This is a genomic window from Lentzea sp. HUAS TT2 (assembly GCF_051853195.1).
GTDB lineage: Bacteria > Actinomycetota > Actinomycetes > Mycobacteriales > Pseudonocardiaceae > Lentzea.
The window spans coordinates 8,289,142-8,302,499 of record NZ_CP196667.1; the positions used below are offsets into that span (position 1 = coordinate 8,289,142).

The 13,358-nt window shown below is 68.7% G+C and carries 10 protein-coding genes; 6 read left to right on the top strand and 4 right to left on the bottom strand.

The features are described from left to right. Nucleotides 1-143: 143 nt before the first annotated feature. Complete coding sequence (locus tag ACSHWB_RS39365) at nucleotides 144-308, bottom strand: hypothetical protein (RefSeq protein WP_439658398.1); 165 nt, start codon at nucleotides 306-308, stop codon at nucleotides 144-146. Between the two features lie 86 nt (nucleotides 309-394). Next, a complete protein-coding gene (locus ACSHWB_RS39370; RefSeq protein ID WP_439658399.1) occupies nucleotides 395-1,690 on the bottom strand; it encodes a serine hydrolase domain-containing protein in 1,296 nt (431 codons plus the stop codon). A gap of 260 nt (nucleotides 1,691-1,950) precedes the next feature. Between ACSHWB_RS39370 and ACSHWB_RS39375 the strand changes: the two genes are divergently transcribed. Next, nucleotides 1,951-4,518, top strand: a complete 2,568-nt coding sequence (locus ACSHWB_RS39375; protein ID WP_439658400.1) for an ABC transporter substrate-binding protein — start codon at nucleotides 1,951-1,953, stop codon at nucleotides 4,516-4,518. Between the two features lie 61 nt (nucleotides 4,519-4,579). On the opposite strand, the gene ACSHWB_RS39380 is transcribed toward ACSHWB_RS39375, so the two are convergent. Next, nucleotides 4,580-5,140 (bottom strand): snapalysin family zinc-dependent metalloprotease, encoded by a 561-nt coding sequence (locus tag ACSHWB_RS39380; protein WP_439658401.1) that lies wholly within the window; start codon nucleotides 5,138-5,140, stop codon nucleotides 4,580-4,582. A gap of 366 nt (nucleotides 5,141-5,506) precedes the next feature. Between ACSHWB_RS39380 and ACSHWB_RS39385 the strand changes: the two genes are divergently transcribed. From ACSHWB_RS39385 to ACSHWB_RS39405, 5 genes are read left to right on the top strand one after another with little or no spacing between them, the layout of a single operon-like run. Further along, nucleotides 5,507-5,983: an epoxide hydrolase N-terminal domain-containing protein gene (locus ACSHWB_RS39385; RefSeq protein WP_439658402.1), complete on the top strand. Its 477-nt coding sequence runs from the start codon at nucleotides 5,507-5,509 to the stop codon at nucleotides 5,981-5,983. Then, on the top strand, nucleotides 5,874-6,419 hold the full coding sequence (locus ACSHWB_RS39390) for a hypothetical protein (protein ID WP_439658403.1): 546 nt from the start codon (nucleotides 5,874-5,876) through the stop codon (nucleotides 6,417-6,419). The genes ACSHWB_RS39385 and ACSHWB_RS39390 overlap by 110 nt, the downstream gene beginning before the upstream one ends. Further along, nucleotides 6,350-10,393, top strand: a complete 4,044-nt coding sequence (locus ACSHWB_RS39395) for a hypothetical protein (protein WP_439658404.1) — start codon at nucleotides 6,350-6,352, stop codon at nucleotides 10,391-10,393. The genes ACSHWB_RS39390 and ACSHWB_RS39395 overlap by 70 nt, the downstream gene beginning before the upstream one ends. 48 nt (nucleotides 10,394-10,441) lie before the next feature. Then, entirely contained in the window at nucleotides 10,442-11,350 is a 909-nt protein-coding gene (locus ACSHWB_RS39400) for an ROK family protein (RefSeq protein WP_439658405.1), read from the top strand. Between the two features lie 19 nt (nucleotides 11,351-11,369). Then, nucleotides 11,370-12,140, top strand: a complete 771-nt coding sequence (locus ACSHWB_RS39405) for a DeoR/GlpR family DNA-binding transcription regulator (protein ID WP_439658406.1) — start codon at nucleotides 11,370-11,372, stop codon at nucleotides 12,138-12,140. Between the two features lie 10 nt (nucleotides 12,141-12,150). Here the strand turns inward: ACSHWB_RS39405 and ACSHWB_RS39410 are convergent, their stop codons facing one another. Then, on the bottom strand, nucleotides 12,151-13,311 hold the full coding sequence (locus ACSHWB_RS39410; RefSeq protein WP_439658407.1) for an ROK family protein: 1,161 nt from the start codon (nucleotides 13,309-13,311) through the stop codon (nucleotides 12,151-12,153). Between the last annotated feature and the right edge of the window lie 47 nt (nucleotides 13,312-13,358).

Genomic DNA, 13,358 nt, shown 5'->3' on the forward strand with positions numbered 1-13,358 from the left:
GCCAGATCGGCTAGTTGAAGTCCCGACAACGACGGCGTACCGGCGAAGCGATCCGCCGCGACCACCGTCGGCCATGAGTCGTTCAGGCTCGTTCGTGCACCGAACCGCCCACCTGGGCCAAGAAGCCTGCGAGCGGGCACGCATCATCCACTGTGGACTGCGGCGCGGAGAGTGGCGCGGTCGCAGGGAATGTGCACGCTGAGCGTCTCCGGCAAGACGTACAACGAGCGTTCGTCGACTTCGTTACGGTGCACGGAAAACAGCACCACATGTTCGTTCTCGTTCACCAGCAACGTGTCGTGGGCCATGGGGGATGTCGAACCTTCCGGGCGCGTCGAACCGACCGGCGCCCGTCAGAGGACGTCGGGAACTCAGTGCACAAGGTTGTTCTGTGTCAGGGTTTACGGCGACCGGCGACACGACCGCCGGTCTGGATCCCACTCACCCGTCCCGTCGACGGGTCACCCAGGAAACGACCACCGAGGATCCGGCGCCCGGAGGCAGGCTCCACGACGGAGAAGAGCCAGCCCTCGTGCAGCACGAGGTCCTGGTACCTCTCTCCGTTGACCGCGAGGGAGGCCGTGTCACCGTCCGGCCCGTCCACCACGTACTCCACGTCTCCATTCCGGTAACTGCCGAACATGTTGCCAGGCAATGGAATTTGTTCGTTCAACCCTGGCTGGGCGTAGTCCCCCACGGGTATGTCCCTCGACCGGAGCTCGTAAACCAACTCGTCCCACAACGCCGAGCCGGTGTTGGAATTCGTGGTGAGGGCGACTACGCGGTCGTGCGCCGGATCGATCCGAAGACGGCAGGACGTGCCGTCGGCGTTGCCGTCGTGACCGGCCCAGTCACCGTCGGCATCACGGAAGACGGCCCAGCCCAGCCCCCACCCGTCGGCGAGACCGAACGCCTCGGCACCAGCGACAGGACGTCGCATGTCCTGGCAGATCTGGGAATCCAGCGGCGCGGCGCCGGCGAGATGCGCGAGCCCGAACCGGACCAGGTCCTTGGCGCTCAACGCGAGCGCACCGCAGGAAGCCTCGACCGCCCGGATCGTCTGGGCGACCTCGATGGCCCTGCCGGTCGTCTCGTTCACGGCGTGCCCCGGCACGAAGGAGGCGCGCGCACCCGGCCGCACCAGGAACGACGGTTCCACGCCGAGCGGTTTGAGCAGGAGCGCCTCGACGGCGTCCCACCAGCTCATCCCGGTGATCTCCTCGACCATTCGGCCGATCAGCACGTACCCCACGTTGGAGTAGGTGAACCCCGAGCCGGGAGGCTGGACGAGAGTGAGCTCGCGGCAGTCGCGCAGGTACTGGCGCGGCGAGGAGGCCGCGTCGGACCGTTCGTCCAGGCCCGACGGCAAACCGCTGGTGTGACTGAGGATCTGCCGCAGAGTCAGTCGGCCACCGAGGCCGTCCGCATCGGTGCCCAGTTCGGGAAGGTGCGTACCGACGGGGTCGTCCAGGTCGAGGTCGCCGTCGGCCACCAGCACCATCGCGAGCGAAGCCGTGAACGTCTTGGTGATCGACCCCACCGGGAACTTGGCGTCGGCGTCGACTTCGCCGGCGGTCACGTCGATCGCCCGGCCGTCCGTGTGGATGGAGAGCTGGGCAGCGGGAACACCGTGTCGTCGCGCGAGATCGGCGAACATCTCGCTGAGCTGAGCGGTGTCCTTGCCGGGCATGAAAACGCGTCCTCCCGATGCTTGCGCTACCGGGGTCCAGGGCAACACCGCGACGTTACGTCTCCCGCACACCGGCGCGTACCGCCGGATACCGCAGCACCCGCCATTCGGCCGTGCGCTGAATCACCGCACCGAATTCGTGTGACCGAATGGCCCCAAGCGCCCGTTGTCGTTCCCCTGTTCGGGGGGTGAGGGGTTCATCCATCGGGAAACTCGGACCCGCATACCGTCGGCTCAGCTGAGATCCGGAGGTCCTGTCCGTGCCCGAAACGCCCGAAACCGCGGTTGCCCTGACACGAAAGGCGATCGAGTCACGTCACTCCGACCGGGGCCACGCCCGCGCGTTGCTGGGTGCCGCTCTGGCGAAGAACGACCAGTACGAGCCCGCCTGGCGCTGGTTCGCCGAAGTGGCGGGCGACGACGGCGAGCGGCTGTTCTGCCTGAACCGGGCGTACGCGCTGAAGGCAGACCCGGCGACCGGCCGTGCGCGCAAGGCGTTGGGCTCGGTGTCTCCCACTCCACCTGCCGAGGTCGCCGACCTGGTCGATCCGCCGCCCCCGGCGGCAGAGGTCACCGGCGGAACCGGCGGAAGGCGCCGGTGGTCGTGGATCGCCGCGGGTGCCGCGGCGATGGTCCTGCTCTCCTCGTTGGGTGCGTGGACGGCATCGGGAGACGGGCAGGGCGAGCCCGTCCACGTCGCACTGGTGGCCGGGATGACCGCGGACAACGCGCTGACATCGGCGCACATGGAACGTGCTGTGCGCATGCACCTCGACACCGTCAACGCCGCGGGCGGTGTGCACGGGCATCCGGTGGAACTGCTCGTCTACGACGACGCGGACAGGGTGGACAAAGCCGTCGCCATCGCGGAGCAGATCGTTCGCGAGAACAAGGTGCTGTACGTCGTGGGGCACGGCAGCAGCGACACCGCACTCGCGGCAGCTCCGATCTACCAGCGGGCCAAGCTCCCGGCCATCACACCTTCGGCCAGCTCGCCCCGGATCACCGATGGCAGCGACTGGTACTTCCGCAGCATGTTCGGCAACCGCACGCAGAGCGATTTCCTGTCCGCGTACGTCTCGCGCGTTCTCGGTTCGAAGACCGCGGCCGTGGTCTACGACGACGACGAGGACGGCCGATCGGGTCACGAGACCTTTGTGGAGTCCTTCAGCGAGTTCGGCAGGGTGACCGCCGCCGTGGCGATCTCCACCGCCGCGGACCGCGGGAAGAAGTCGGTCGAGGCCGCCGTCGCGGAGTTGAAGGCACGCGCCGCCGGCGCGCCCGTCGTGCTCGCCCTCAAGGAGAAGAACGGTCTCGACCTGATCGACGGACTCCGGTCCGCCGGCGTCACGGCACCCGTTCTCGGCACCTCCTCGCTGAGCTCCCAGACGTTCCACGCGGCGCTGGTGGAACGGGAGACGGCGAAGGCCCGGCCCGGATCGCTCACCGCCGACCTGTTCATGGGCACTCCACTGGCCCAGGACTCGCTGTCCGGTCCCGCGCAGGTCTGGGCGGACGACTACGCCCAGCGGTACCACGAACGTCCTTCGTGGCAGGCCGCGACGGCCCGCCAGGCCGTGAACGTGGGGCTGCACGCGATGGAGACCGCCGGGCTCGGCTTCGGCGAGGCGGACCGGGCGGAGGACCGGAGGCGGGTGCGTGACTCGTGGGCGTCGTTGAAGGACCGCAAGAACTCCTTCGCCGCCTTGCTGGGACCGTTGTACTTCAACGCGAGCGGGTCGGCGCAGATGCCGGTGTCGGTGGTGACCAGCGACGGCTCGAGGTTCGTCTCGGCACCGACGCAGTTCACGATCTACGACCCGCTCAGCGACGACGCGCTGAAAGACGACCTGGCGCAGGGACGGGTCATCGCGGTCAAGAACCGGTACCTCAGCATCAGGCAGGTGGTGGCGACCGGGATCAACATCAACGAGGTCCGCGACCTCGACACCACCGACGGCACGTACTTCGTCGACTTCTTCGTGTGGCTGAAGTACGCGGGCGACCACGCGGCGGCCGACGTGCAGTTCGTCAACGCGGTCAAGCCGGACCTCAAGCTCGGGGAGCCGCTGCGCAACGTGACCGAGAACGGGCAGACCTACCGGCTCCACCGGGTTGCCGACCGCTTCAAGACCGGCCTGCAGTTCCACGACTTCCCGTTCGACCACCAGCAGCTCACCGTCCTGCTGCAGAACAGGACCCGCACCGCGGACCAGGTGTCCTACGTGACCGACAAGGAGATCCTCGACCAGGACCCGCGCGACTACCTGCGCAGTGGTGCCGACGCGGGCGCCGACATCAACCAGGTCCCGAACTGGCTCGCCTCGTCGGTGCGCTTCTTCCGGCAGACCGTCGGCAGCAGCGACGCGCTGGGCGACGGCCAGGGCGCGGGAGCGGCCAACGGCATCTACTACAGCCAGTACGCGGCCGAGATCTCCCTCGATCGGGACACCCTGCCGTTCCTGGTCAAGAACCTGCTTCCGCTGGTGCTGCTGATCTGCGTCACGTACCTGTCCCTGTTCTTCAAGCCGTCCGACGGCGGCCCACCGGTGTCGATGGGGGTCACCGCGATCCTGAGCACCGCCGTGCTGCTCAACAACGTGACGGCCCAACTGCCGAAGATCAGTTACATCGTGGCTCTGGAATGGGGCTACTACGCGTTCATCCTGCTGGCCGCCACCTGCGTGCTGATCGCCATGCTGCGCAAGCGTCTCGTCACGACGAACCGCGACAGCACGGAGCAGACCCTCGCCAGGGCGGCACGCATCGCCTACCCGGCCTACCTCCTCGCCGTCGTGACCGTCTTCCTGGTCGTCTTCGGTCACTGAACTCGGTGGCAGGTGCGGGGCCTGGGTCCACAAGGGACCCGGGCCCCGCGGTCGTGCGTGATCAGGAGTGGACCGGGACCTGCTCGTAGATCGTCTTCCACTCGTAGGCGCCGAAGAACCCGTTGGCCCACAGGGAGTTCACCCTGGCAGCCTCGGTCGAGTTCGGCGACGCGACGGTGCACGACGTGCCCGGACCGCCGCCCGACATCAGCTCCGAGCACGGGCCGCTGTAGTGGTCGGGCAGGCCGAGGGCGTGCCCGGTCTCGTGGGCGGTGATGCGGGTGACGTAGTACTGCCGCGCCTGCGTGTAGTCGATGAAGATGGTGCCGCTGCCGTGGCCGTTGGTGGAGGCGTACGAACCGCGCGGGTCGTTGCCCTCGCGGTAGCGCAGGGTGGCCGCGCTGCGGTTCTCCACCAGTTTCACGTTGCTCACTCGGGCGTTCCAGTTCGCCGCGCCCTGCCGGATGGCGCTCGCGAACGTGGGTGCGCTGCTGGTGTCGTAGTAGACGTTGACCGCAGCCGCGTTGATCGGGCCCTCGGCCGCCGACGCCTGGCCGGTCAGGGGTGCGATGAAGGTCGTGGCCGCGGCGAGCGCGACGGACAGGACGACTTTCCTGAACATGGGTTCTCCTCGCTTGCAGGGTGCGAAGAATGGAACTTCTGGGTTCCGCCATCCAACGTAAGGAAGGACGTCTCGCCCACTCGCCCGCCATTGGCGTGAAGCGATTCACCGCTCTTGACGGTTGACGTTGCCCACCATTCGGACGTGTGCGGTGAAAGACGGGGAAAGGGGGCGAATGATAGTCACGGTGCGTAAGGCACAGTCGGTGCAGCAGCTGCCCCGACGACCTTCGGCGAAATACCAGTGAGAACGACTGGTGCGCGCGGAGTCTGCTGGAGGCGAAGCTGGGCCTCCAGGTCGAAGGAGGCAGCATCGGTGGCTACAACCCAGTTCCACGTGGACGAAATCTCGCCGTCGTACTAGCGGGTGGTCTTCGAGAACGGGCCGGTCAACCAGATCGACCCTGACTCGGTCGAGAAAACTCGCGCTCCTGTGTCCGACCAGTCGCAGGGCGTCCAGCTGGCGACCAGCCAGGCGCTGGCGGAGATCGACGGACTCGACATCCACTTCGTCCACGTGCGCTCCAAGCACGAGAACGCGTTGCCGCCGATCGTCACGCACGGCGGCCAGGCCTCCGACGCCTTCCACCTCGTGATCCCGTCGATGCCGGGCTACGGGTTCTCGCAGCGGCCGACCACCACCGGCTGGGGTCCCGACCGGATCGCCAAGGCCTGGCCTGCTGGGCATCCACACCACCATGGCCGGGGTCATCCCGCCGGCCGTCGAGGCGGCTGTGGTCACCGGAAGCCCGCTCCCGCCGGGGTTGTCAGCCGAGGAGAAGGCCACCTGCGCGCAGCTGGTCACGCTCTACAAGCACATCGGCTACGCCGGCATGATGGGTGACCGCCCGCAGACCCTGACCGGGTTGTCCGACTCACCGATCGCCCTGGCCACCTTCTTGCTCGACCACGACGCCGCCAGCATGGCGCTGATCTCCCGGGTCTTCGCCGGTCAAACCGAAGGGTTGTCCCGCGACGACGTGCTCGACAACATCACCCTCTTATGGCGGACCAACACAGGCGTCAGTTCCGGCAGGCTCTACTGGGAGAACAAGTTCAACTTCTTCGCCGACTGGGAGCAGCCCGCGCTCTTCTGCGACGAGGTCCGCACGGCCTCCGCGCCCTGCGCTGACCCCTCAGCCCAGTACCGCGGCGCACCGAGACCCCGTGCCCGCAGTACCGGCGCCTCGCCGGACGCCATACTGGTCGTGTGGCCGACCACGTCCATAACGTGTTCACCGGCACGAACTACGGGACCGTGGTTCAGGCCGGCGAGCTGACCATCACAAGTCCCGCCGTTGCGGCGATCCCGGTGAACATGGCCGTGCGCGACCAGAGTCCTGTGGTCGCGAGTGCGCTCACCAACGGCTTCACCGGCCGCACGTGGTTGATCGCCAGGATCGACGCCTTCCTCGACGCACACCCCTGCGGCTACGTGTGGGTCGAGGCCGACGCCGGTATGGGCAAGACCGCGCTGGCGGCGCACCTGGCGCAGGAACGTGACTGGATCTGCCACTTCTCCCGGTACGCGGAGGGCGGATCGGTCCACGCCGGCCTGCAGAACCTCGCCGCCCAGCTGATCGTCCGGTACGACCTGTGGCACCTGGTACCGGATCGGACGCTGCCCTCCTGGGCGAGCACGCCGGGCGGGTTCGAACAGCTGCTGTCGGAGGCCACCGCGGCCGCGAGCGACTCCGGCGAGAAGGTCGTGCTGCTCGTTGACGGTGCCGATGAGGCAGAGACCCGGCCGCAGCCGTGGGGACTGCCTGACCTGTTGCCGGCCGGCGTCTACGTCGTCGGCACCTTCCGCACCGGCAGCACGCCCGCGCGCTGCGAGTCACCGCGTGCCGTCCTGCGGTTGTCCGCGCTGGGCGACGAGAACCTCCAGGACCTGCGGGCACATCTGCTCCAGCACGCTCCGGCCGGGGTGCCGGTCGACGAGTTGGCGGCGCGGTGCGGCGGTGTGTGGATCTACCTCAGGTACGTGCTCGAGGAGATCCGGCTCGGCCTGCGGCAGCCCGAGGACCTCGCTGACCTCCCCGGTGACCTGTCGTCCTACTACCTGGCGCAGCTGGCCCGCTGGCGCGACGACGAGCACTGGCACAACACGGTGCTGCCGCTCGTCTCGACGTTGGCGGTGGCCGGTGAGGCGCTGCCGCTGGACGCCCTGGCGCGACTCGCCGGTGCTGACCGGAATCGGGTGGAACGGTGGTGTCTCGGCGGACTCCGGCCGTTCCTGACCGCGTTTCCGGGATCGCCGCGGCTGTTCGAGATCTATCACGCGAGCCTGCGTGAAGTGCTCACGGCCTCGGTGCCGGCGCAGAGCGAGGAGCAGCAGGCCTGGTCGGATCTGCTCGGTCCCGCGGTGCTGGCAGCGCACAACCAGATCACGGACCAGTGCCTGGCCACCAGGGACTCCTACGCCCTGCGTCACCTGCCGAGCCATCTACTGCTGGCGGGCCGGGCCGGCGACCTCGACACGCTGTTGTCCGAGGAGGCCGACGGCAAGCCGACGTGGTTAACCGCGCACGACAACGCCAACAGCCTCGACAGGTACGTGGACGACCTGAAACTCGCGCGGTGGTGGCACGGAACCGCGACCGAGGCCGAGCTGTCCGCAACCGGCGTCGCGCCGAGTCTGTCGTCGGAACTGCGCTACCTCCTGATGATCGCGTCGATCGGCGACCTCACCGCGAGGATCTCGCTCGATCTCCTGTGCGCGATGGCGTCGACGAACGTGTGGAGTCCACAACGGACGATCAGCTACGCCCGCCGCACGCCCTCTCCGTACGACCACGTGGTGACTTTGGCTGCGCTGCTGCCGTTTCTGCCGAAGGCGCCACGGATGGACGCGCTGAAGGAGGCGCTGACCGTCGCCGGCTCGATCACCGATCCAGAACTCTGCACGACCGCGGTGGCCCACCTCGCCGGACACCTGCCGGCGGAGGTGCGTGACCAGATGATCGCCGCGGCCCTGGCGCTCACCTCGCCCAAGGCCAAGCGGAGCGCACTGACGACGATGGCGCCCCATCTCACGATCGCGCAACTGGATCAGGTCATCTCGGCAGTCGCGACCCTGGAGGACGCGAGCCTGCGGCACACGACACTGGTCGCCTTGGCGCCGTACCTGTCGGAGGACCAGCGCCGCCGGACACTCCCGGCGGCGGTGCTGCTCACCGACCAGGACGCCGAGAACCTGTACCACCATCTGCCCATGTCTGGCATAGCCCGCTTCTCCTCCAGGTTCGCCCAGGAGCTGGTCTTCACGGCCAGGATCGGTGCGGTCTTGGACGAGCTCGGCCTCCTGCCGGAGCCGGAGCGGTCAGAGATGCGACGAAGTGCGCTCCGGGAACTCGGCACCGAGGACCGGTCGCTCTCGCACAGGACGCGCCTCGCCGCCCTGATGACCGAGGAGCAGATCGTCGAGCTGCGTCGTGCGGTCGAAGCCGTGGACGACCCGGAAACGCGGATGACACTGCTTGCCGATCTCGTTCCCTTCCTCCCAGCAGAACAGCGAGTCGCCGCGGTGGGCACGATCGCCAGCGCGGACGGGTGGCACACGCGTGCCCGCCTGCTCCCTGCTCTCGCGGAACACCTGCCAGTCGAAGAGCTCGCCGCAGTGCTCGATGACGCGGTCCGGTTGGTAGTGGAGACAGCGGAGTCGGACGGGCCCTCCGACACCAAGCCTCTGGTGGCACTCGCCCGGCACCTGCCCGCCGCTCTGCTTCCCCAGTTACTGGACGCGGCACGGAGAATGCCGCCGATGGAAAGTGCGGCTCTCCTCGAGCAACTCGGCCCACTACTGCCACCGGATCAGCTCGCTCTCGCGGTGGAGCTGGCAGAGTCGACCATTCCCCGTCCGTTGAACGCATACGCGTTGATAAATCTGAGCTGGTACCTGCCGACGCCACAGCGGCGCGCCGCTGTGGCGTCGGCCTTGGCGGCCTCCAGTGAGATCGGCGACCGGGACAGCCTGATCGCGCTGTCCGTCGCGCTGGTCCCGCACCTGCCGAAGGACGAACGTCGTGTGGTGGTCTCACGGGTGACCGGAGAATGGCTCACCGATCGCGAAGGCAGACGGGGGATGCTGCGCGTGCTCGACGGAGCGCTGCCGTTCCTCCCTGCGGACCAGCTGGAGCCGTTGCTGGACGAGGCCGCGCCGGGCCTGGTGGTGGCCCTGGCCGGGCATCCGGAGCTGGCGGTCCTGCCGCGGTTGCCCGACCTGCTCAGGCGCACGTCGTACTCCCTGGAACGTGAGCTGCTCAGCCGGCTGGCGCCCCGGTTGTCGATGCCGGACCGCTATTGCGCACTTGCCGTCGCGTACGGGTTGGAAGGCACCTCCCGGCTCAACGCGCTGATCGCTCTCCTGCCACACCTGCCCGATCACCAGCGTCCCACCGTGGTGACGGATGTGCTGCGGGAAGTGGTTGCACGACAACGGGTTCTGCCGCCCATCGCACTAGCCGACCTCGCGCCCCACCTCACCACGGACCACGTCCCGCTCTTCTTCTCCGTCGTCGAGCAGGTGGACCCGGATGAGGAGAACCCGCGGAGTTTCCTGTTGCAGGAAGCCATTTCCGTCCTCCCCGTGGCCGCACTGCCTCGCGCTGAAGCACTTGTCGAGACGTTCTCCAGACCGGGACCGCGGGCGAAAGTGCTCGCGGCCGTGGCCGTGCGCTCCGGAGAGCCGGTCCTGACGAGGGCTCTCACCACGATCACGGACGACCTGGACTCCTGGAACGACAACGAGTTCCTGCACGGCGTGGACGCGCTGGCCGCCCTCACCCCGCACCTGTCACCGGATCTGCGGCGGAAAGCGTTCACCGCCGGGATGGCGATCTCGGACGACGGCCGCCGCGCAACAGTGCTCAGTGCACTCGTCGAGCAATTTCCTGCAGAGGAGCGAACTCTGGTGATCGACGCGGCGCTGGAGGCGTTCTGCACGAGCTTCCACCCAGGCGGCGACGCGCTGGCCGAACTGGTCCCTCACCTGTCCGCAGACCAGCTTCCCGTTGTCCTTTCCCTGGGCAGACCCGACTTCCACACGTCGTGCGCGTTGCTGACCCGTGCGGCCGAACTGTCCGACGGCCGGCTCTACCTGGACGTTCTGCGCAGTGTGCTCAGCAAGAACCGCCGCAACGACAGCTTCGAGATCCTCGGCGCGAACCTGCCGAGCCTGTGCGCGCTCGGTGGGCCGGACACCGCGGTACGGCTCCTGCGGGCGGCGGAGAACGTTCAGTCGTGGTGGCCGTGACCGCACCTTGATTGACCGGTGTGCACAACTGCATACTTGGCGCATCAAATGAGCATCTTCGATCAGATCGGGGACTCCGTGGCAGTGCTCGGCGTGGATGTCGGTGGCACCGCCATCAAAGCGGTGCTCGTCGACGACGCAGGGACCGTGCTCGAAACGCGGTCGCGTCCGACACCCCGACGGGGTCCTTCCGTGGTGCCGGAAGTCCTCGACGCGGTCAGCGCTCTGGCAGCAGAACTTCCGTCCGGCCCTGTCGGCGTCGCGGTGCCCGGCATCGTGGACGAGCGGCGCGGTGTCGGCGTGTTCTCGGAGAACCTGGGCTGGCGGGACGTGCCGTTCGCCGACCTGCTCACCGATCGCCTCGGGCGGCCTGTCGCGTTCACCCACGACGTGCGTGCCGGTGCGCTGGCGGAGAACCTGCTTGGCGGCGGCCGTGGCGCGCGCACGATGTTGTTCGTCCCGATCGGCACCGGCATCGCCTCCGCTCTCGTGACCGACGGACACGTGCACGACGGCGACGGGTACGCCGGCGAACTGGGGCACGTGGACGTCGGTCACGGCGAGCGTTGTCTGTGCGGGAGCACGGGGTGTCTGGAGGCCGTCGCCTCCGCGTCGGCCATCGCCCGCCGCTACACGGCTCTCACGGGCCGGGAAGTGGCCGGCGCCGTCGATGTCGCGCGCCGGGTCGAGGCGGGTGAGCCTCAGGCGGTCCGCGTGTGGGAGGAGGCCGTCGAGGGGCTGGTCACGGCACTGGCCTGGACGGCGAGCGTGCTCGCTCCCGAGGTCGTGGTGGTGGGAGGTGGACTGTCCGGCGCCGACCGGCTCCTGCTCGAACCACTGGCCACAGGTCTGTCGGCGCGCCTGACCTTCCAGCGCGAGCCTCGGTTGGTCCGCGCGACGCTCGGTGGCATGGCGGGCTGCCGGGGTGCGGCTCTGGCCGCGATCACCCCGCAGTGATGGTCGCTCGGAGGCGTCGATGAACAGGTACGAGCGGCTGAACGCGCTGTTGGAGATCCTCGGCGAGCGAGGGCGCATCGAGGTGGACGAGGTCTCGGAGCGGCTGCACGTCTCGGGTGCGACGATCCGCCGGGATCTGGACCATCTCGCCGAACAGCGGCTGCTGACCCGGACGCACGGCGGCGCCGTGTCCCACGCTGTCGCCTACGACCTCCCGTTGCGCTACAAGACGGTGCGGCACGCGGAGGAGAAGCAGCGGATCGCGCGGGCGGCGGCGGAGATGGTGTGGCCTGGCGCGGTGGTCGGGCTGAACGGCGGGACGACGACGACCGAGGTCGCACGAACGCTCGTCGCGCGGTCGGAGGGCGATGCCGTGATCACGGTGGTGACCAACGCGTTGAACATCGCCAGCGAGCTTTCGGTACGTCCTCAGGTGAAGCTCGTCGTGACGGGTGGTGTGGCGCAGGCCAAGTCCTACGAGCTGATGTCCCCGTTGGCGGAGAGGATCCTCAGCGAACTGAGCCTCGACATCACCTTCCTCGGCGTGGACGCGATCGACCCTGTCGCCGGTGCTTCCGCGCACCACGAGGGAGAAGCGGCGATCAACAGGCTGCTGGCCGGGCGGGCCGGCAAGGTCGTGGTCGTGACGGACTCGTCCAAGATCGGGACGCGCGCGTTCGCCTCCATCTGCACGACGCCGGAGATCGACGTGCTGATCACCGACACCGGTGTCGGCGAGGACGACGTCGGGAGGTTCCGCGAGCGCGGTGTCGAGGTCGTGCGGGTCTGACCGGACAGCGTCAGGAGAACTGGGGTGCGACCGGCGCTGCGAGCTGGCTGCTGAGCAACGTGTTGTCGACCTGGTCCAGGGCCAGCCGCAGCGCTCCCAATGCGACACCTTCGTCGCGCAAAGTGGACGCGCGCAGTTCCGGTACGCGCAGGCAGTGTTTGGCGAGCTCGCGGCGCAACGGGTCGAGGACGAGGTCGGCGGAACGGGAGAACCCGCCGCCGTAGACGACGATCTGCGGGTCGAGGGTGAGCACGAGCGCGGCGACGCCGACGGCGAGGTCGCGGATGTAGCGCTGCACGGCCGTTTTCGCCGCGCTGTCGCCCTCCCGCGCGGCCTGGAAGACCCACGCTGCGGCCTCGCCAGGCTTGGCCCCCGAGGGCGCTCCGGGGTAGGCGGTGAGGTGGTCCGGCGCGTTGAGCCACCGCACCGCCTTGAGTGCTCCTATCTCCCCCGCCACACCGCCGTGCCCGCGGCGCAGGGTGCCGTCGATGATGAGGCCCGCGCCGGTGCGCAGCCCGGCGAGCAGGTAGACGATGTCCTCCGCGTCCTGGGCGACGCCCTTCCAGCGTTCGGCGACCGCGGCGAGCTTGCAGTCGTTCTCCACCCTGATGGGGCAGGTGAACCGCGTCCGCAGGTGGGCGACGGGATCGGCGTCGCGCCACCCCGGCAGCGGGGTGGAGACGATCGTGCGCCCGTTCTCGTCGACCGGGCCGGTCACCCCCACGGTGATCGCCCAGAGGTCGGGGGCCGCCATGCCTGCCTCGCTCAGCACGTCGTCGATCGTCTGGTCCACGGCCGCGAGCCGCTCGTCGGGACCGGCCTGCGGGTCGGCGGGGCGGCGCAGCGACCCGACCAGGTTCCCCTCCAGGTCGCAGAGCATGACGAGGATCTTGTGCACGCCGATGTCGATGCCGAGCACGTGTCCGGCGGTGGCGCGGAAGCGGTAGCGCCGGGCGGGCCGCCCCACCGTGCTGCTGGCCCCCGGCACCTCGACCTCCGCCCAGCCGTCGGCCACCAGCTGCTGCACGAGCACGTCCGCCGCGGGCCGGGACAGGCCGGTCCGGCCCGCGAGCTCGGTGACGGTCGAGGGCGCGGTGCCACGCAGGGCCCACAGGACGGACAGCTGGTTCAGCTCCCGCATCCGGGAGAGGTCCGTTCCGCTCATCGCCATGCTGTGCCCCTCTGAAAAGCGCGTAGCCACCTCTGAATAATGCTACG

Excerpts from the sequence above, each read along its gene's own strand:
- ACSHWB_RS39370 (WP_439658399.1), bottom strand. The coding sequence starts at position 1,690 with ATGCCCGGCAAGGACACCGCTCAGCTCAGCGAGATGTTCGCCGATCTC.
- ACSHWB_RS39400 (WP_439658405.1), top strand. The coding sequence starts at position 10,442 with ATGAGCATCTTCGATCAGATCGGGGACTCCGTGGCAGTGCTCGGCGTG.
- ACSHWB_RS39410 (WP_439658407.1), bottom strand. The coding sequence starts at position 13,311 with ATGGCGATGAGCGGAACGGACCTCTCCCGGATGCGGGAGCTGAACCAG.
- ACSHWB_RS39380 (WP_439658401.1), bottom strand. The coding sequence starts at position 5,140 with ATGTTCAGGAAAGTCGTCCTGTCCGTCGCGCTCGCCGCGGCCACGACC.
- ACSHWB_RS39405 (WP_439658406.1), top strand. The coding sequence starts at position 11,370 with ATGAACAGGTACGAGCGGCTGAACGCGCTGTTGGAGATCCTCGGCGAG.
- ACSHWB_RS39365 (WP_439658398.1), bottom strand. The coding sequence starts at position 308 with ATGGCCCACGACACGTTGCTGGTGAACGAGAACGAACATGTGGTGCTG.